14 protein-coding genes are annotated in these 17,178 nt (G+C 72.0%); 5 read left to right on the top strand and 9 right to left on the bottom strand.

The window, feature by feature from the left end:
- The first annotated feature begins 215 nt into the window (after positions 1 to 215).
- The 3 genes from OHA77_RS34375 (at position 216) to OHA77_RS34385 (ending at position 5,009) form a co-directional block, all read left to right on the top strand.
- Positions 216 to 2,072: a hydantoinase B/oxoprolinase family protein gene (locus OHA77_RS34375; protein ID WP_406313471.1), complete on the top strand. Its 1,857-nt coding sequence runs from the start codon at positions 216 to 218 to the stop codon at positions 2,070 to 2,072.
- Between the two features lie 42 nt (positions 2,073 to 2,114).
- Positions 2,115 to 2,768, top strand: a complete 654-nt coding sequence (locus tag OHA77_RS34380) for a histidine phosphatase family protein (RefSeq protein ID WP_406313472.1) — start codon at positions 2,115 to 2,117, stop codon at positions 2,766 to 2,768.
- An 84-nt stretch (positions 2,769 to 2,852) separates the two neighbouring features.
- Positions 2,853 to 5,009 carry a hypothetical protein gene (locus OHA77_RS34385; protein ID WP_406313473.1) on the top strand — a complete coding sequence of 719 codons (2,157 nt, stop codon included), beginning with the start codon at positions 2,853 to 2,855 and terminating at the stop codon, positions 5,007 to 5,009.
- Here the strand turns inward: OHA77_RS34385 and OHA77_RS34390 are convergent.
- Positions 4,999 to 5,571, bottom strand: a complete 573-nt coding sequence (locus OHA77_RS34390; protein WP_406313474.1) for a uridine kinase — start codon at positions 5,569 to 5,571, stop codon at positions 4,999 to 5,001. The genes OHA77_RS34385 and OHA77_RS34390 overlap by 11 nt on opposite strands.
- A gap of 235 nt (positions 5,572 to 5,806) precedes the next feature.
- On the opposite strand from OHA77_RS34390, the gene OHA77_RS34395 reads away from it, so the two are divergent.
- Positions 5,807 to 6,964 carry a CaiB/BaiF CoA transferase family protein gene (locus tag OHA77_RS34395; RefSeq protein ID WP_406313475.1) on the top strand — a complete coding sequence of 386 codons (1,158 nt, stop codon included), beginning with the start codon at positions 5,807 to 5,809 and terminating at the stop codon, positions 6,962 to 6,964.
- Between the two features lie 40 nt (positions 6,965 to 7,004).
- Positions 7,005 to 8,498: a carboxyl transferase domain-containing protein gene (locus OHA77_RS34400; protein ID WP_406319921.1), complete on the top strand. Its 1,494-nt coding sequence runs from the start codon at positions 7,005 to 7,007 to the stop codon at positions 8,496 to 8,498.
- Here OHA77_RS34400 and OHA77_RS34405 read toward each other — a convergent pair.
- The 8 genes from OHA77_RS34405 to OHA77_RS34440 form a co-directional block, all read right to left on the bottom strand.
- Complete coding sequence (locus OHA77_RS34405; protein ID WP_406313476.1) at positions 8,477 to 9,670, bottom strand: hypothetical protein; 1,194 nt, start codon at positions 9,668 to 9,670, stop codon at positions 8,477 to 8,479. The two genes, OHA77_RS34400 and OHA77_RS34405, sit on opposite strands and share 22 nt — an antisense overlap.
- Positions 9,667 to 10,167, bottom strand: coding sequence for a SigE family RNA polymerase sigma factor (locus OHA77_RS34410; RefSeq protein WP_184752008.1), 501 nt, complete (start codon positions 10,165 to 10,167; stop codon positions 9,667 to 9,669). The genes OHA77_RS34405 and OHA77_RS34410 overlap by 4 nt, the downstream gene beginning before the upstream one ends.
- Positions 10,168 to 10,223: 56 nt before the next feature.
- Positions 10,224 to 10,655, bottom strand: coding sequence for a hypothetical protein (locus OHA77_RS34415; RefSeq protein ID WP_406313477.1), 432 nt, complete (start codon positions 10,653 to 10,655; stop codon positions 10,224 to 10,226).
- A complete protein-coding gene (locus OHA77_RS34420; protein ID WP_326824037.1) occupies positions 10,652 to 11,113 on the bottom strand; it encodes a hypothetical protein in 462 nt (153 codons plus the stop codon). Before OHA77_RS34420 ends, OHA77_RS34415 begins: the two co-directional genes overlap by 4 nt.
- A gap of 9 nt (positions 11,114 to 11,122) precedes the next feature.
- The gene (locus OHA77_RS34425) at positions 11,123 to 12,067 is read right to left on the bottom strand and encodes a carbon-nitrogen hydrolase family protein (protein WP_406313478.1); all 945 of its coding nucleotides are present in this window, start codon (positions 12,065 to 12,067) and stop codon (positions 11,123 to 11,125) included.
- A complete protein-coding gene (locus OHA77_RS34430) occupies positions 12,064 to 13,011 on the bottom strand; it encodes a DUF418 domain-containing protein (RefSeq protein WP_406313479.1) in 948 nt (315 codons plus the stop codon). Before OHA77_RS34430 ends, OHA77_RS34425 begins: the two co-directional genes overlap by 4 nt.
- A 191-nt stretch (positions 13,012 to 13,202) precedes the next feature.
- The gene (locus OHA77_RS34435) at positions 13,203 to 14,042 is read right to left on the bottom strand and encodes an SWIM zinc finger family protein (protein WP_406313480.1); all 840 of its coding nucleotides are present in this window, start codon (positions 14,040 to 14,042) and stop codon (positions 13,203 to 13,205) included.
- A 43-nt stretch (positions 14,043 to 14,085) separates the two neighbouring features.
- Positions 14,086 to 17,178, bottom strand: a complete 3,093-nt coding sequence (locus tag OHA77_RS34440) for an SNF2-related protein (protein ID WP_406313481.1) — start codon at positions 17,176 to 17,178, stop codon at positions 14,086 to 14,088.

The following is a 17,178-nucleotide window of genomic DNA, read 5'->3' on the forward strand; positions in this document are numbered from 1 at the left end:
CCGGCGGGATGAGCGGGGAGCGGGCGAGCAAGAGCGAGCCGAGTGGTCCGGAAGGGACGAGGGGAGCGGGCCCGGCGGAGCGAGCGGCCTGCGGAGCAGGCGGGAAGGGGTGAGCGGTCAGTGAGCGCGAAGCGGCCGACGAGCGGGAAACGGGCCCGGCGGGGCGAGTGGAGTGGTCCGGAAGGGACGAGCGGGCGGGAAGGGGTGAGCGGCCAGTGAGTGCGGAGCAGTCGACGAGCGGTGCCGATCCGGTGCTGGTGGAGATCGTGGAGGGGACGCTCTCGTCGGTGGAGAAGGAGGTCGAGACCGCCATCGCGCGTACGGCCCGCTCACCGATGATCCGTGACGCGCACGACTTCCGGGCGGGCATCCACGACGTACGGCTGCGCAAGCTGACCGGCAGGTCCTACTCGGCGCTGGTCCAGCCCGTGGTCAGGGACTTCCCGGTGGCCGAGATGAACCCCGGTGACGTGTTCTTCCACAACGACGTCTACCTGTCCGAGGGCGGCATCGGGCACCTGCCCGACCTGTGTGTGACGGTCCCGGTCTTCCACGACGGCGCGGTGGTCGCCTTCGTGCAGGCGTTCGGCCATCACGACGACATCGGCGGGGCGGTCCCGGGCTCGATGCCCTCGCACGCGCGCAGCGTGTTCGAGGAGGGGCTCATGGTCCCGCCGATCAAGCTGTGGGACCGGGGCGTGCCCAACCGGGCGGCCCTCACGATCATGACGCGCAACTCGCGGATGCCCGACTCGCTCGCCGGGGACCTGGACGCCGAGTGCTCGGCCTGCCTGATGGGCGCGCGGCGGCTGGGGGAGCTATTCGACCGCTACGGGCGCGAGGCGGTCGAGGCGTGCTTCGACGCGATCATCACCAAGACCACCGAGACGTTCCGCCGGGAACTGCTGGCCCGGATCCCCGAGGGCGTCCACGTGTGGGAGGACTACGCCGAGCACGACGGCGTGGACGAGCCCAGGCTGCACGCCCAGCGGATCACCCTCACCGTCGACCACACCGCCCCCGCTCCGCTCGTCATCGACTTCACCGGCACGTCCCCGCAGGCCAAGGGGCCGATCAACCACGCGGGCGACTACGCCGACGGGGTGTTCCTGAAGAAGTGGCTCGCGCCGATCCTGCGCAACCTGGCCGAGACGCCCGAGCGGATGGCCGAACTGGACGTCAACGAGGGCGTCGTCCCGCTCATCGAGATGCGGTTCCCGCAGAAGGGGACGCTGCTCACCCCGATCTTCCCGGCCCCCACGAACGCCCGGACGTTCGTGATCCTGCGGCTGCTCGGTGTCCTGGCCGGGGTGCTGGCCAAGGCCACCGGCGGCCGGATGCCCGCCGACCAGGAGACCATCCGCTACACCGGCGTCCACGGTGTCGACGCCGACGGCACGCCGTACCTGATGAGGGAGGTCCTGGGCGGCGGTTCCGGCGGCCGGTGGTACGCCGACGGCGAGGACACCATCCACGTCGTCCCCGACTCGCGCAACATCCCCGTCGAGTTCGCCGAGTCCCGCTGGCCGTTCCGGGTCGAACGGCTCGGACTGGCCCGTGACTCCGGCGGTCCCGGCCTCTACCGGGGCGGTCTCGGCTACGACAAACACCTGCGGATGCTGCGCGACGCCTCCTTCATGTCCATCGCCGACCGTTCGATCCTGTCCTGCTGGGGGGTGAACGGCGGCCGGGCCGGCATGCCGTTCGTCGTGGAGATCGAGGGGCGGCCGATGGAGGGCCTGGTGGACGACTCGCCGGTCCGCGCCGGTGAGGTCATCCGGGTGCGCACCACCGGGGGCGGCGGCTGGGGCTCGCCGCTGGAGCGCGACCCGGCGCTGGTGGCCGCCGACGTCCGGGACGGCAAGGTCTCGGCCGAGGGCGCCCGCGACGACTACGGGGTCGTCCTGTACGGCTCCGGCGACGAGCCGCACGTCGACGGCGAGGCCACCGCCCTGCGCCGCGCCGAACTCCGAGCCCTGCTGCCCGCCGACGCGCCGTTCTTCGACCGGGGTCCGGGCTTCCCCACGCTGTCCGGCGGCCTGCCGTACGCGGAGGTGGACTTTGCGGAGTGAGGCCTTGCCCGTGGAGCACCGGGACGATTCGCCGGAGCCACCATGCCTTCTGTGATCATCGCGGTACGGCACGGCCAGAGCGCGTCCAACGCCGCCTTCGACGAGGCGTCGGCCACCGGGGCAGCCGTCGATCTGGGGGAGCCCGATCACGGCACGCCGCTCAGCCCGCTCGGCCGGCGGCAGGCCACCGAACTGGGGAGACGCCTGTCCGCCGAGGGAGCGCCCGAGGTGGTGCGGTGCTCTCCGTACCGGCGGGCCGTGCAGACCTGGGAGCTCATCGCGGCCGAGTTGGACATGGCTCCGGAGTTCCGGCTGGAGGCGCGGCTGCGGGACCGGGAGATGGGCACCCTGTCGGGGATGAACCTGACGGCGATCAGGGAGCGGTTTCCCGAGGAGGCCGAGGCGCTGGTCTCCCGGCGGTACAGCTACCGGGCGCCGGAGGGGGAGAGCATCCCCGACGTCGCCGGCCGGGTGCGGGAGGTCCTCGCGGACCTGCACGCCGAGTGCGCCGGCCGGCGGGTGCTGATCGTCGCGCACGACGCGGTGGTGCTGATGGTCAAACACGTGATCGAGGGGGTTCCGCTGAACTCCCTGGACGCGTTCCTGCCGGTCCGCAACGCCTCGGTCTCTGCCTGGAGGGGCACTCGTCCGGAGATTTTCAACGATGTCGGCCATCTGGGAAGCGTGACGTTTTAGCGCAGGTTGCCGTGCAGCCATTGACGGGTGTGCCGTCCTGGGATCTGCTGCGCCTAGATCCATCTCAGGTCCGAGGAGGGGCGCATGCGGCTGCGCGTGGTGCTGGTGGTTTCCGTGCTGGCCATGACCTCGGTGACGGCCTTACCCGCGTGGGCCGGTCCCGCCACCGGCGACGCGCCTCCAGCGGGAGCCGCGTCCCCGGTCCCGACACCGACACCGGCCCCGACCCTGACACCGACGGCCCCGACACCGACGGCCCCGGCCCCGACGGCCCCGGCCCCGACGGCCCCGGCCCCGACGTCCCCGGCCCCGACGTCCCCCGCGCCCGCCTCGGCGTCCGCCGCCGGCTGCGATCCGATCGCCGGCACCGAATGCCTGCTGCCCTTCCCCAACGACTGGTTCACCAAGGGTGCCCGCACCCGCACCGGGCTGCGGGTCACCCTCTCCGCCGAGGCCATGCCCCGCAACGCGGCGGGCACCCCGATCGACCCCGCCCAGTGGAACGCGGCCGACGGCTTCTCCCCGGGTTCGGCGCTGCTCGCCCACGTGCCCGGCCTCGATCTGGCCAAGACAGGGGCCGCGCCCGTCACCGACGTCGGGTGGTCCCTGCGCCGCGACGCCCCCATCGTGATCGTCGACACCCGGACCGGGGAACGCTGGCCGTACTGGGCGGAACTCGACGCGGGCGCCACCGACCCGGCCCGCCAGGCGCTGATCGTCAGACCGGCGCGGAATCTCCGCGAGGGACACCGCTACGCCGTCGCGCTGAGAGGGCTGAAGGACGCCGCGGGCGAGACCCTGCCGGTCACCGCGACCTTCGCCAGACTCCTCGGCGACGGCCTCCCCTCCGGTGACCCGCTCGCCGGGCGGCAGCACGCGCTCCGCCGTACGCTCGGCGATCTCGCCAGAGCCGGGGTGGACGCCGCGGGACTCCAGCTGGCCTGGGACTTCACCGTGGCCAGCGAGCAGGGCATCGCCGGCCCCGTGCTGACCATGCGGGACCGGACGCTGCGGGCGCTCGGCGGCCGCTCGCCGAAGTTCACCGTCACCTCCGTCACCGACCTCACCCCCGAGCAGGACTCCTCCATCGCCCGTGAGGTCGCCGGTGAGATCCTGGTCCCGAACTATCTCGACAGTCCGGGCGGCCCTCCCGGCTCGAACCTCAACCGGGGCCCCGACGGGCTGCCGCGCCCGCTCGGCGACACGGTGAAGGCGCAGTACCAGTGTGAGATCCCGCGCTCGGCGTTCACCCGGCCCGCGCGGCCCTCCCTGTACGGCCACGGCCTGCTCGGCAGGGCCACCGAGGTACGCGCCGGCAACGTGCGGGCGATGGCCGCCGAGCACGGCTTCATGTTCTGCGCGACGAAGTGGATCGGCATGGCGGACGAGGACGTCCAGCACGTGGCGAGCGTGTTCGGCGACCTCTCCCGGTTCGGCACGGTCACCGACCGGCTCCAGCAGAGCCTGCTGAACTTCGTCCTCCTGGGCCGGGCGATGATCACCCGGGACGGGTTCGCCGGCCACCCGGCCTTCCAGGACGGGCGGGGCGGATCACTGATCGACCGGCGGGCCGATCTCGCCTACGACGGCAACAGCCAGGGGGCCATCGCGGGCGGCGCGCTGGTCGCCGTCTCGCCCGACGTGCGCAACGCCGTGCTCGGTGTCGCGGGGATGAACTACAGCACGCTGCTCAACCGCAGCGTGGACTTCCAGCCGTTCCAGCAGCTCATGGACCGCGCCTATCCCGACCGGATGACGCAGCAGGTCTGTTTCGGGCTGCTGCAGATGCTCTGGGACCGCGCGGAGACCAACGGTTACGCCGAGCACCTGACCGACGACCCGCTGCCCGGCTCCCCCCGCCACCGGGTGCTGCTGCACGCCGCCTTCGGCGACCACCAGGTCTCCACGGTGACGGCCGAGGTGGAGGCCCGGACGATCGGGGCACGGATCCGCCGGCCCGCGCTCGCCGACGGGCGCAGTCCCGACCTGGCACCGTACTGGGGACTCCGCTCGCTGCCCCGTGGGCCGTACGCCGGTTCGGCGCTGGTCGTCTGGGACAGCGGGACCCCCGTGCCCCCGGTGACCAACACCCCGCCGCTCGGCCCGCAGTACGGCCGCGACCCCCACGAGGACCCGCGCAACGACATCGAGGCCCGCGTGCAGAAGGCCCGTTTCCTCCGGGACGGTCTGGTGGTCGAGGTCTGCGGCGACGCCCCCTGCACGGCGGACCCTAGATCCTGACGAACTCGCCGGGGACGGCGGCCCCGTCGAGGAGGAGGTCGGCACGGGCGCGGGTGCCGTCGGCGGCGAACCACTCGTCCTCGGCGCGCATCCAGGCCTGCCACTGCGGTGCGAGGGCGGCGCCGTCCCTGGCCAGGACACGGGCCAGCCGTAACGGCCGGGGCGCCTCCACCCAGACGGCGAGGGCGGCCGGGGCCGTGCGCCGGGCCGTGCTCACCCCTTCGAGGAGCAGCACCGGCGCGACCGGCACGTCCACCCAGTCGGCGAAGGCGCCGCGGACCCAGTCGTAGCGCCGGTATCCGCCCGGCTCGCCCGCCGCCAGCGGGGCCAGCACCTGCTCCCGCACGTGGGTGAACCAGGCCGCGGGCGGCTCGTCCCACGGCACCGGGAAGTCGTCACTGTGGATCACCTGGGCGTCCAGTGCCCGGCCCAGCCGGTCGGCGAAGGTCGTCTTGCCCGAGCCGCCCGGCCCGTCCACGGCGACGACGCGGACCGGACCGCAGGACGGCGGCAGTCGCCGGACCGCTCCGGCGAGCTCCTCAACGGAGACGATTACTCCCACCTGCCCATGGTGACAGTCTCCAGAGAGGGCAGGTGACACCCGTACGTCAGGTTTAAGGGTGTCCACAGCGGTTCAGGGGGGAACGGGCTGGAGAGGGAAGGGGCACGTCTGGGAAGATCTCCGACATGCCGCACCCGGACCTGAAACGCTGCGGGCCGCCCGGCGGGCCGATGGCGGGGAGGCGTCTTCTCCGCTCAGGTTCGACTAAGCTCGCGACCACCACTGGAGGTTGATCTTGCACGGAGCCCTCGGCGACATCGTCGTCCTCGACCTCTCGCGCGCGCTGGCGGGACCGCACGCCGCACAGATGCTCGGTGACCTGGGGGCCCATGTGATCAAGGTGGAACATCCCGCGGGGGGTGACGAGTCCCGGAGCTGGGGGCCGCCGTTCGTCGGCCCCGAGGCCGACATCTCCACCTACTTCCTCGCGGCCAACCGCAACAAGCGGTCGATCACCGTGGACCTCAAGTCCGCCGAGGGCAAGGCCCTCATCGAGCGGCTGGTACGGCAGAGCGACGTGCTGATCGAGAACTTCCGCACCGGCGTGCTCGACCGGCTGGGCTTCACCGTCGAGCGGCTGCACGAGCTCAACCCGCGTCTGGTCGTCCTGTCGATCACCGGGTTCGGCCATGACGGCCCCGAGGGCGGCCGACCGGGCTACGACCAGATCGTCCAGGGCGAGGCCGGGCTGATGAGCATCACCGGCCCGTCCGCCGACGAGCCCTACCGGGTGGGGGCCTCGATCGCCGACCTGCTCGGCGGCATCCACGGCGCCTACGGCGTGGTCGCCGCCCTCTACGAGCGGACGCGCACCGGCCGGGGCAAGGTCGTGCGGACCTCGCTGCTGGCCGCGGTGACCGGTGTGCACTCCTACCACGGCACGGCCTGGACGGTCGGCGGCAAGGTGCCGGCGGCCGGTGGCAACCACCACGCCTCCATCGCCCCCTACGGGGCGTTCCACTGCGCCGACGGCATGATCCAGATCGCGGCGGCGAACGACACCCAGTGGCGGAAGGTGGCCGTCCTGCTGGGCATCGATCCAGATATACCGAAATATGCGATAAACAGGGAAAGGTTCGCGCATCGGGACCGGCTGATCGCCGACATGGAGTGGGCGCTCACCAAGCACGACCGCGCCCACTGGCTGACCGCACTCGCCGAGGCCGGGGTGCCCGCCGGGGCGATCAGATCCATCGACGAGGTCTACGCCTGGGACCAGACCCGTTCCCAGGGCCTGCTCGTCGAGGTGGACCACCCCGTGCTCGGCACCATCGAACTGCCCGGACCGCCGCTCCGCTTCGACGGCGAGCCCCCCGTACGGCACGGCGCCCCACCCGCGCTGGGCCAGCACAACGACGAGATCCTCGCGTGGCTGGAGGACCGTGAACGATGAGCACCCCTCCCACGCGGACCCCACCGTGCGAGGGCAGGGGATGAGCCCCGCCCGGCCCAGTGCCCGTGCCCTGATCGACGTCGTCCTCGACCCGGGGACATGGCGGTCGTGGGACGAGACCCCCGCCGATCCGGCCGCCCCCGGGTCGGACTACGCCGAGGAGCTGGCCAAGGCCCGGACCAGGACCGGTTACGACGAGTCGGTGGTCTCCGGCGAGGGGCTGCTCGACGGGCGCCGGGTCGCGGTCGTCGCCTGCGAGTTCTCCTTCCTGGCCGGGTCGATCGGGGTGGCCGCCGCCGAGCGGCTCACCGCCGCGGTCGAGCGGGCCACCGCCGAGGGGCTCCCGCTGCTGGCCGCCCCCGCCTCCGGCGGCACCCGGATGCAGGAGGGCGCGCTGGCCTTCACCCAGATGGTGAAGATCACCGCCGCGGTGATCGCGCACCGCGCCGCGGGCCTGCCGTACGTCGTCTACCTCCGCCACCCGACGACCGGCGGGGTCTTCGCCTCCTGGGGGTCGCTGGGCCACGTCACCGCGGCCGAGCCGGGGGCGCTGATCGGCTTCCTCGGGCCGAGGGTGTTCGAGTCGCTGCACGGCTACCCGTTCCCGGAGGGCGTGCAGACCGCGGAGAACCTCTTCGCCCACGGCCTGGTCGACGCCGTCGTCTCCGCCGAGGACGCGCGTCGGGTCGCGATCCGGACGCTGGCCGTCCTGTGCGCCCCGCGGGCGGGACTGCGCAGCGGCCCCGAGCCGGACGAGCGGATCCAGCCGATCGAGGCGTGGGACGCGATCACCCGCTCCCGCCGGGACGACCGTCCCGGCGTGCGGGCGCTGCTCAAGCTCGGCGCCTCCGACGTCTCCCCGCTCAACGGCACCGGCGAGGGCGAGAACGACCCTGGCATGCTCCTGGCCCTGGCCCGGTTCGGCACGGCTCCCGCCGTCGTGCTGGGCCAGGACCGCAGCCGCCGGCGCGTCGTGACCCCGCTCGGCCCGGCCGGGCTCCGGGTCGCGCGGCGGGGCATGCGCCTGGCCGCCGAGCTGGGCCTGCCGCTGGTCACCGTGATCGACACCGCCGGAGCCGCACTGTCCAAGGCGGCCGAGGAGGGCGGACTGGCCGCGGAGATCGCCCGCTCGCTGGCCGACCTGGTGGTGCTCGACGCCCCGACCGTCTGCCTGCTGCTCGGCGAGGGCGCGGGCGGCGCCGCCCTGGCGCTCCTGCCCGCCGACCGGGTGCTCTGCGCCCAGCACGCCTGGCTGTCCCCGCTGCCCCCGGAGGGGTCCTCGGCGCTGCTGTACCGGAGCGTGGACTTCGCCCCGGAGATCGCCGCCGCACAGGGCGTGAAATCCACCGACCTGCGGCGTGACGGCATCGTGGACCGGATCATCCCCGAGCGCCCCGACGCCGCCTACGAGCCGGAGGACTTCTGCCGCCGGGTGGCCGGCGTCCTCGAATACGAGATCGCCGGCCTGCTGGGGCGGGCCCCCGCGGACCGCCTCAGCACCCGCCTGGCCCGCTACCGGCGGCTCGGGGTCTGAGCTGCCGGTGTCGCGCGGGCTCCGCGGGCTTCCCGCGAGGGCATCTCGTGCCGCCAGAGCTCGTCGCCGGCCGCGTCGAAGCCGATATATACGGCGCCGTCCTTGTACGGGTCGGCTCCAGCGGGAAGTTCACCGCCGAACAGGCGGATGCCCTGCCCCGGGAACGCGCCGATCGTGTCGGCGGACACTCGTTCGCCGCCGTGGAGCCGCAGCTCGACCCTGGCCGTCCCTGTGCCGGTGTAGCCGTACCAGAGGTTGCCCACCCCGGTCCAGAAGGGGATCGGGGTCTTCGTCCGCTCCAGTCCGGCGCCCAGGGGAGTGCGCGGGTCGCCGCCGCTCAACCCCGCCTTCCGGCCATCGTGCCAGAACACCAGGCAGTTGTGGGCGTGGAGGTGGGCGGTGATCCCGCCCGGCAGGGGAACGCCCGCGCCGCTGGGAGTTCTGTCGGTGTGACAGGCCGGTCTGATGACGTCGTCCAGCCGCTGGAGCGTCCTGCCCCGTTCGTCGGCGAAGGCGTACGTGACGGCGGGGGGATTGGAGAGATCGCCGGGGAACCGGACCACCCAGACCGGTGCCGGCATGCCTTGAGCGCGTATCACGGTGCCGGGGAAGCTCCGGCCGTCGCGGAGGGTCGCCTTGACAGAGCGGACGGAGTCCTTCGCCGGTCCGAAGACGGTTACCTCGGCGGGCAGGGGGACCGTTCCGGTTCCACCGCCGATCCTGCCGGCTTCCTCCCCGTCCATCGGCTCGGCGGCCATGCAGCCCGTCGTGACGTTCCCCGACCTCGTAGTCTGTTGCGCCCTGCAGAACGTGAGCGGTTCCGTTTCCCCCCTGCGGCTGTACCAGGCGCGGATCGGGACGTCTGGAAACTCCGGGTGCGGGATCAAGAGCACCTCGCCGACCGCCGGATTCTCTCGTAACGCCCTCTCAAACGACAGATCGGGATTGCTTACGGACGCCACGGTCGTATCACTTCCGTCTCCTCCCGGCAGGCCGGTGGCGAGCCAGGCCACCGCGGCCACGGCGGCCGCGACGGGAACCAGGGTGACCCAGCGGCGCAGCCTCCTTCCACGCGTACGGCGTCGCACGCCCAGCCAGGCGTCGGGAGCCGCGGTGTAGGTGTCGGCGCGGGCGTCGAGCGCGGCGCGCAGGCGCTCTTCGAGGTCGTTCACGATTCCTCCCGGAGAGTCCTGGCGAGAGCGGACATGCCGCGGCTCGTATGGGTTTTGACGGAGCCGGGGGAGACGCCCATCGCGTCGGCGATCTCCCGTTCGGACAGGTCCAGCCAGTAGCGCAGGACCAGGGCCTCACGCTGGCGGCGGGGGAGCCGGTCGACGGCCGCCAGGAGCTCCTGATGCCTCTCCGCGACGATGACCGCGTGCTCGCCACTGGGTGCGGCCGGGGGAGGTTCGAGCGGGCGCAGCCGTACCAGCCGCAGATGGCGCAGCCGGTTACGGGTCAGGTTGCACACGATGGACCGCACGTAGGCGACGGCCGCGCCGTCGTCGCGCAGCCGCGACCATCGTGCGTGGAGGCGGGCGAACGCCTCCTGGGCGATGTCCTCCGGGTCGTCGGCGCCGAGCAGTCCGGCCAGGCGCACCATCGACAGATGGTGCGCCGCGAACAGCTCGGCGAACGAGGGAGGCGCTGCTGTGGAAAGGTCAATCACAATGTCGAGACACTCGGACGGCCCGCCGGTTGACAGGTGCCGCCCGCCGGCCGGTGCTACGGCTCGGATCCCGACGGGGACAGCGGGACCGGGACGCGCTCGATCCGGATGGAGAAGACCTCGTCGCGGGGGACGACGACCTCGTAGGCGCCGTGGTCGACCATCCAGTAGCCCAGCGCCTCGGCCTTCATCCCGCTGTGCCCGGTGTAGGCGATGTGCAGGCTCTCCTCGCCGTTCTCCTCCGAGACGTCGAGGATGAGGCACGGCTCGCCGCCGAACGCGCCGACCGTGCGGACCAGCACCAGCCAGTCGAGGGCCTCGCGGGAGACCCCCTTGCGCCAGTAGCCCGAGGCGGCCTCGAAGCCCTCCAGGGCCTCCTCGCTGAACAGCACGACCTCGTCGCCGTCCGGGCCGAGGGCGGCGGCGTGGGTCCGGTCGGCATGGCGGGCGACGAAGCCCGAGGCCACCGGCTCGATCTCGGGGCTCATGCCGCCGGCCTCCAGCTCAGTCCGTCGTACAGGCCGAAGAGGCGTTCCCCGTCGGCCGTCACATGGATGATCTCCGCACCCGCCGGGATGGGCACCGGTGTGGTGTGGAACTGCGGCACGACATGCTCGCGCGAGGTGGTGAAACCGTTCCCGGCGAACGGCGGTGAATCGTTCCAGTCGCCGCCCATGTGCGGGCCGTACGGCACGACGTAGCTGTCCATGTCGCGGGCGAACCAGCGCATCAGGTAGATCTCCGGAACCGTCGCGGTCAGCTCCGAGCCGTCGAACCCCAGGTCAAGGCCCATGAACAGCTGAGCCGGGGTGGTCAGACGGGCGCAGTCCTGCACACGGTAGACATATCCCGAGATCACAGTCCGCCGGCCGGCCAGATAGGGCACGAGCAGCCGAGGAGGAATGGCCTTCTGCATCTGCGTTCTACGCCCAGGTGGATCACTCACGATGGCATTTTACGATCTGCCGACCTGGAGTCGGCGGTGTTCCAGGCACGGCAGGGCATTCCGGGTGGCAATCGTGATCTGAGAATCGACTTCACACGTCTGCACGGCGGGCCTGGGGCCCAGATCGGAGCGGACCACACCCATCGGATCGACCAGCATGCTCCGGCCGATCCCGAAGCCGTCACGGGCCTCCGGGTTGGGAGCCTGGCCCACCGCGGCCACCCAGGCGGTGTTCTCGATCGCGCGGGCCCGGACCAGGGTCGTCCAGTGCTCCTCCTTCATCGGCCCCGACCCCCAGGCGGCGATCACCGCGAACAGCTCGGCTCCCTGGTCCACCAGCGCCCTGGCCAGTTCGGGGAAGCGGATGTCGTAGCAGGTGACCAGGCCGATCCGGAGCCCGGCCAGCTCCACCACGACCGGGGCGGAGCCCGGCTCGACCAGCTCGGACTCGCGGGCGCCGAAGGAGTCGAACAGGTGGATCTTCCGGTATGCCGCCCTGATCGTGCCGTCGGGGCCGATGGCCACCGCGGTGTTGTACACCCGGGGAGTGCCGTCGCCCCTGGCGGCGTCGCCGTTCGGCGTTGTGCCGCTCGTCCGGCCGTTTCCCTTGGCGGTGTCACCGTTCGGCGTCGTGCCGCTCGTCCGGCCGTTTCCCTTGGCGGCGTCGCCGTTCTGTGCCGTGTCGCCCGTCCGGCTGTCGCCCGGCTCGAACACGCCTGCGATCACGGCCAGCCCGTGCGCCCCGGCGGCTTCGGCCAGGGCGGTGACGAACGGGCCGTCCAGCGGCTCGGCCAGGTCGGTGATCCGCGGGCCGTACCGGGTGAGGGTGGCCTCGGGGAAGATCGCCAGTTCGGCGCCGTCGGCGGCGGCCCGCTCCAGCGCCTCCAGGGCGCGGCGCAGGTTGGCGGCGGGCTCGGTGGAGACCGGGATCTGGCACAGCGCGATGCGGGTCACACGACCGACCCTATCCGCCGGTTGGGCACCGGTTCCATCCACGTGAGGCACCGCCACGCCCACTCCAGCGGGCCGTACCTGAACCTGGCCAGCCACGCCCGGCTGAACACCACCTGCAGGGCCAGCACGCCGACTGCCAGCGCCACCCCGGTGAGGCGGGTCGGGTCCGCGGTGAGCAGCGGCAGGGACAGCAGGATGACCACGGTGCTGACCAGGTAGTTCGTCAGCGCCATCCGGCCGAGTGGGGCCAGGGCCGCAAGCAGCGCGTCGCGCGCCCGGGTCCGCAGGAGCAGCAGCAGCCCGGTGCAGTACGCCGTCGCCGCGGCCAGCCCGGCGGCCGGGTAGGTGCCCCGGTAGAAGAGGCCGGGGTCGGCGGCGGTGCGGATCCACAGGTAGCCCAGTCCGGCCGCGAGCACGGCGGTGACGGCGAAGACGGGCGCCAGCAGCCACTCGGGTGGCGGATACTCCATCAGGGCCATCCCCAGCAGGAACAGCCCCGGAATGAGCTTCACCCCGCCGCCCTCGTGCATCGCCCAGACCGTGGCGGCCACGCCGAACACCAGCACCGTGTGCCGGGGCAGGAAGGAGACGGGCAGCAGGACCAGCGCCCCGAAGATGGCGTACGGCAGGAGCACCTCGCCGGGGTTGACGAGCTGGTGGGCCAGTCCGAAGCAGGCCAGCACCGCCAGCCTGCGCAGCAGCACCACCCTCGGGTGGTCGCTCCGCTGCGTGGCGGACCTCAGGAACAGCACGAAGCTCAGGCCGAACAGGAATGAGAAGATCGGGTAGAACCTGCTCTGCAGGAGGTTGTCGATCGCCCAGTCGACCGCGTTCCGGTCGGGGGCCTTCAGGTGTTCACGGGTGTGCTGCCAGGTGTTGACCAGCATGATCCCGCACACCGCGAAGCCGCGGAGCGCGTCCAGCTCGTGAAGCCTTCGGGTCACAGCAAATAGACGTACCACCACACAACAGATCATGCATAGACGACCCCACCAAAAGAGGTGTTCTTCCCGACCTGGTAATTCCGTGGTCGGGTAGCGGAGCCCGGCGGACTCCAAGAAAGCGGTTAGCCGTCAACGCTGACGGCGGACATGGCTCCGCTCAGGCCGGCTTCCAGCCGCCTGTTGCCGTTTTCTCAGGCGTCGTCGCTTTCCGCGAGGACCTGGTAGGCGGGCCGGAGGAGGTCCAGGATGGGGATCTTCCGTGCTGTGAGCGGCGGTGGGTCGAGGGTACGTAGCAGCAGGTCCGGCGGGGCGGCGGGCAGCGTCGTACGGTCGCGCAGGCGTGCGGGGGAGACGCCCGGCTCGTAGAAGTCCGTCAGCCGCCCGGTGAACGGCGTGTCGGTCACGTCGAACAGTCCCGGCCGGCCCGGTGCCGGCTCTTCCCCGCCGCCGGTCTCGCGGAGGGCGCCGAGCAGGGCGTCCTTGCCCATGCCCCGCCAGGCCAGCACCAGGAACGGTTCGTCGTCGAACGCCTCGGCCAGCACGTACAGCACGGCCGACAGGTGCTTGCAGGGGAATCCCCAGTCGGGGCACGAGCAGTCCATACCCAGCTCGCGCTCGTCGGGGAAAAGCGGGAGGTCGCACCGGTGGAAGACATCCTCGATCTCCGTCGGCATCTCCCCGGCGAGCAGTTTCGCGCGGTAGAGGGCCTGCGCGGCCAGCGCCCCGGCGAGAGCCCGCCACTGGTCCGCGTCGTAGGCCGCGATCTCGATCCCGACCTTGTAGGGAGTCCTCCTCGACCCCTGGACCCGCGCCGTGACCAGACCGGGAGCGATCTCCAGGTCGAGGACTTGGCCGGAGCGCGCGTAGGAGCGTCCCCGGCTGAGCCTGCCCCCGTCGCAGACGCGCTCAAGAATGTCGATGAACCGGCGCGACCACCACTGCTCGCCGATCGAGCCCCGCCTGCTCCGCGCTCGGATGCCGCCCTCGACCCGGATCGGCCGGGACGGCTCGAACCAGTCGTTCCTGCTCATGCCGGCTTCTCCCCCGCAGCGTCGTGGAATGTGATGTGCCCGCTCACGAGACGGCATCCGATCCGAGGCGGAACAGCTCATGCAGCCGGTCGGTGGACAGGCCGGTGAGCCAGTTCTCGCCGGTGCCGACGACGCTCTCGGCGAGCGCCTTCTTGCGTTCGATCATCTCGTCGATCCGCTCCTCCAGGGTGCCCACGCAGATGAACTTCCTGACCTGTACGTTCTTCGTCTGGCCGATCCGGAAGGCCCGGTCGGTCGCCTGGTTCTCCACCGCGGGGTTCCACCACCGGTCCACGTGGATCACGTGGTTGGCGGCGGTCAGGTTGAGGCCGGTGCCCGCGGCCTTGAGCGACAGCAGGAACAGCATCGGCTCGTCATCGCGCTGGAACCGCTCCACCAGCTCCTCGCGCCGCCTCCTGGACAGCCCGCCGTGCAGCCACAGCACCGGGCGGTCCAGATGCGCGGCCAGGTAGGGCTGCAGCAGGGAGCCGAACTCGGTGTACTGGGTGAAGACCAGGGCCTTGTCGCCCTCCTCGACGATCTCTGCCGCCAGTTCCTCCAGCCGGGCCAGCTTCCCCGACCGCCCGGCGAGCCGCGAGCCGTCCCGCAGCAGGTGCGCGGGATGGTTGCAGACCTGCTTCAGCTTCGTCATGGTCGCCAGCACGTTGCCCCGCCGCTCGATGCCCTCGCTGCCGGCGATTCTGGTCATCATGTCCTCGACCACGGCCTGGTAGAGGGTGGCCTGCTCCGGGGTGAGGTTGCACCAGACCTTCATCTCCATCTTCTCCGGCAGGTCGGAGATGATCGTCTTGTCGGTCTTGAGGCGGCGCAGCACGAACGGCCCGGTGGCCCGCCGGAGCGCGGCGGTCGCCGTCTCGTCGCCGTCCCGTTCGATCGGTTCCTGGTAGCGATCCCTGAACGTCCTGACCGGGCCGAGCAGTCCGGGGTTGCAGAACTCCATGAGCGACCAGAGCTCCGCCAGGTGGTTCTCCACCGGCGTGCCGGTCAGCGCCAGCCGGGTGCGAGCCGGAAGCGTCCGTATGGCCTGCGCCTGCCGGGCCGCGCTGTTCTTGATGGCCTGAGCCTCATCGCAGACCACCCTCGCCCAGGTGAAGTCCGCCAACGCCTCCCGGTCCCGCAGGGCGGTGCCGTAGGTGGTGAGGACGAGGTCCGCCTGCTCCACCCGATCGGCCAGCTCCTGCCCGCGCAGCCGGGCGGTGCCGTGGTGCGGGTAGACGTCCAGAGAGGGGGTGAACCTGGCGGCCTCCTTCTGCCAGTTGCCGAGCAGGGATACCGGGCAGACCAGCAGGGTCGCTCCGGGCCGGACGCCGTTCTCGCGCTCGGACAGCAGCAGGGACAGGGTCTGCGGGGTCTTGCCCAGGCCCATGTCGTCGGCGAGGATGCCGCCGAGCCCGATCTCCGACATGAAGGCCAGCCAGGACAGCCCGCGCTGCTGGTACGGCCGGAGCGTGCCGTGGAAACCGGCCGGAGTGGTGACCGGTTCGAGGCGGCGGTCGGCCTCGCCGGACAGCAGGTCACCGAGACGGCCGTCGGCGTCCACCGCGGTGATCGGCAGCTCGTCGTCGCCGTGGACGACCTCCTGGATCACCTCGCCGACCGTCATCTCACCCGCCCGGCGCAGCTCGACCGCCTTCAACGCCGCGCTGAGCTGCCGGTCGTCCAGCTCGACCCAGCGGCCCCGCACCCGTACCAGCGGCACCTTGAGCCGGGCCAGCTCGTCCAGTTCCTCTTCGCTGATCGTCTCGTCGCCGATCGCCAGGTCCATCCGGAAGTCCACGAGCTGGTGAAGTCCGAACGCCTGGCCGGCGGCCGCTTTCGGGCCGGTCTGCTTCGAACGGGCGGTGAGTTTGAGCCCCAGCTTCGTCCTGCCGGCCCAAGCGGGCAGTTGCACGCCGAACCCGGCCGCCTGCAGGAGCGGGGCGGCCTGGCGGAGGAAGGCGAACGCTCCTGCCGTGTCGAGGACGAGCTCCGACGGCCGGGAGCCGCGCAGCGCCCTCTCCACCTCGGGATACAGCCGCGCCGCGTGGCCGAGGCCCGCGAGCAGCGTTTCCTCTGGGCGGGCGGGGAGGCCGGGAGCGGTCTCGCCCGCCCAGATGAGCGGCGCGGGCAGGTAGAGGCTCGGGTCCTCCGACGACTGGACGGCGAACTCCACCCGCCACAAGAGATCGTCCTGCGGCCGTTCCGGGCGGCCGCCGTACTCCGCGATGAGGTCGGCATCCGGAACGGGGGCGGGGCCGATCTCGGGTTCGGTCAGGCGGAAGCAGATCCTGGCGGGGCCGTCGAGCAGGTGCGCCGACCTGAACCACGCCTGGAGCGGTCCGGCCAGCCGATCCGCCTCGGCCCGTGTCAGGCCGGGAAGCGCGGCGACCTCCCCGGTGAGGGCGGCCGTCCAGCGGTCGGCCGCTGGGCTGCTGGGACCCGGGCGGCGTCCGCCGAGCAGGCGGTCGGGGAGCGTCTGCCGTACCGTCGCGTCGGCCAGGCACGCCAGGGCCTCGATCAGCACATGGGCCGAGGGCCGTTCCTCGACGACGGCCCGGCAGACGGGCGGCATCGCGGCGGCGAGATCACGGAAGCGGTCGGCGTGGGGGCCGGTCAGCACGGGACGCCACCGTGCCGCATAACCCCGGTCCTCGGCGACGAGCTGGGGGAGCAGGCGACCGGTGCGGACCAGGTTGCGGGCGTAGGAGGCGACGACGGTGAGATAGCGGAGAGAGGCTCCGGGGGCCGGTGCCCGCAGATCCTCATCCGGGGGCTGGTCCTCCGTGAGAGGACGGGTCAGTTTCTCGACGCGGTCGAGCAGGCTCAGCGCCGTGCCCGGCTCGACCAGCAGGACGGGCACCCGCCAGGGGCTGATCTTCGGCTGCCGTGCGGTGACCTCGATCCCGGTTTCGGGAGAGGGCAGCGGGCTCCGTGCCGTGCTCGGCAGGAGCAGGACGAGGTCCTCCACGACGGGCCGGACTCCCCGGAATGACAGGGCATCGGCCAGAACGGCCGCCGGGGCCGCGAACGGATGGGGGCGGACCTTCGCACGTGAGACATCCGAGGTGGGACCGGCCGGATCCTCCGCCCAGAGCACAAGCTTGTCCCCGGACCATGCCCCGTGGATCACCAGCAC

Source organism: Streptosporangium sp. NBC_01639 (assembly GCF_045209755.1).
Lineage (GTDB): Bacteria > Actinomycetota > Actinomycetes > Streptosporangiales > Streptosporangiaceae > Streptosporangium.

Bases quoted from the DNA above. Each gene is read 5' to 3' on its own strand.
- OHA77_RS34385 (WP_406313473.1), top strand. From the start codon at position 2,853: ATGCGGCTGCGCGTGGTGCTGGTGGTTTCCGTGCTGGCCATGACCTCG.
- OHA77_RS34380 (WP_406313472.1), top strand. From the start codon at position 2,115: ATGCCTTCTGTGATCATCGCGGTACGGCACGGCCAGAGCGCGTCCAAC.
- OHA77_RS34400 (WP_406319921.1), top strand. From the start codon at position 7,005: ATGAGCCCCGCCCGGCCCAGTGCCCGTGCCCTGATCGACGTCGTCCTC.
- OHA77_RS34435 (WP_406313480.1), bottom strand. From the start codon at position 14,042: ATGAGCAGGAACGACTGGTTCGAGCCGTCCCGGCCGATCCGGGTCGAG.
- OHA77_RS34415 (WP_406313477.1), bottom strand. From the start codon at position 10,655: ATGAGCCCCGAGATCGAGCCGGTGGCCTCGGGCTTCGTCGCCCGCCAT.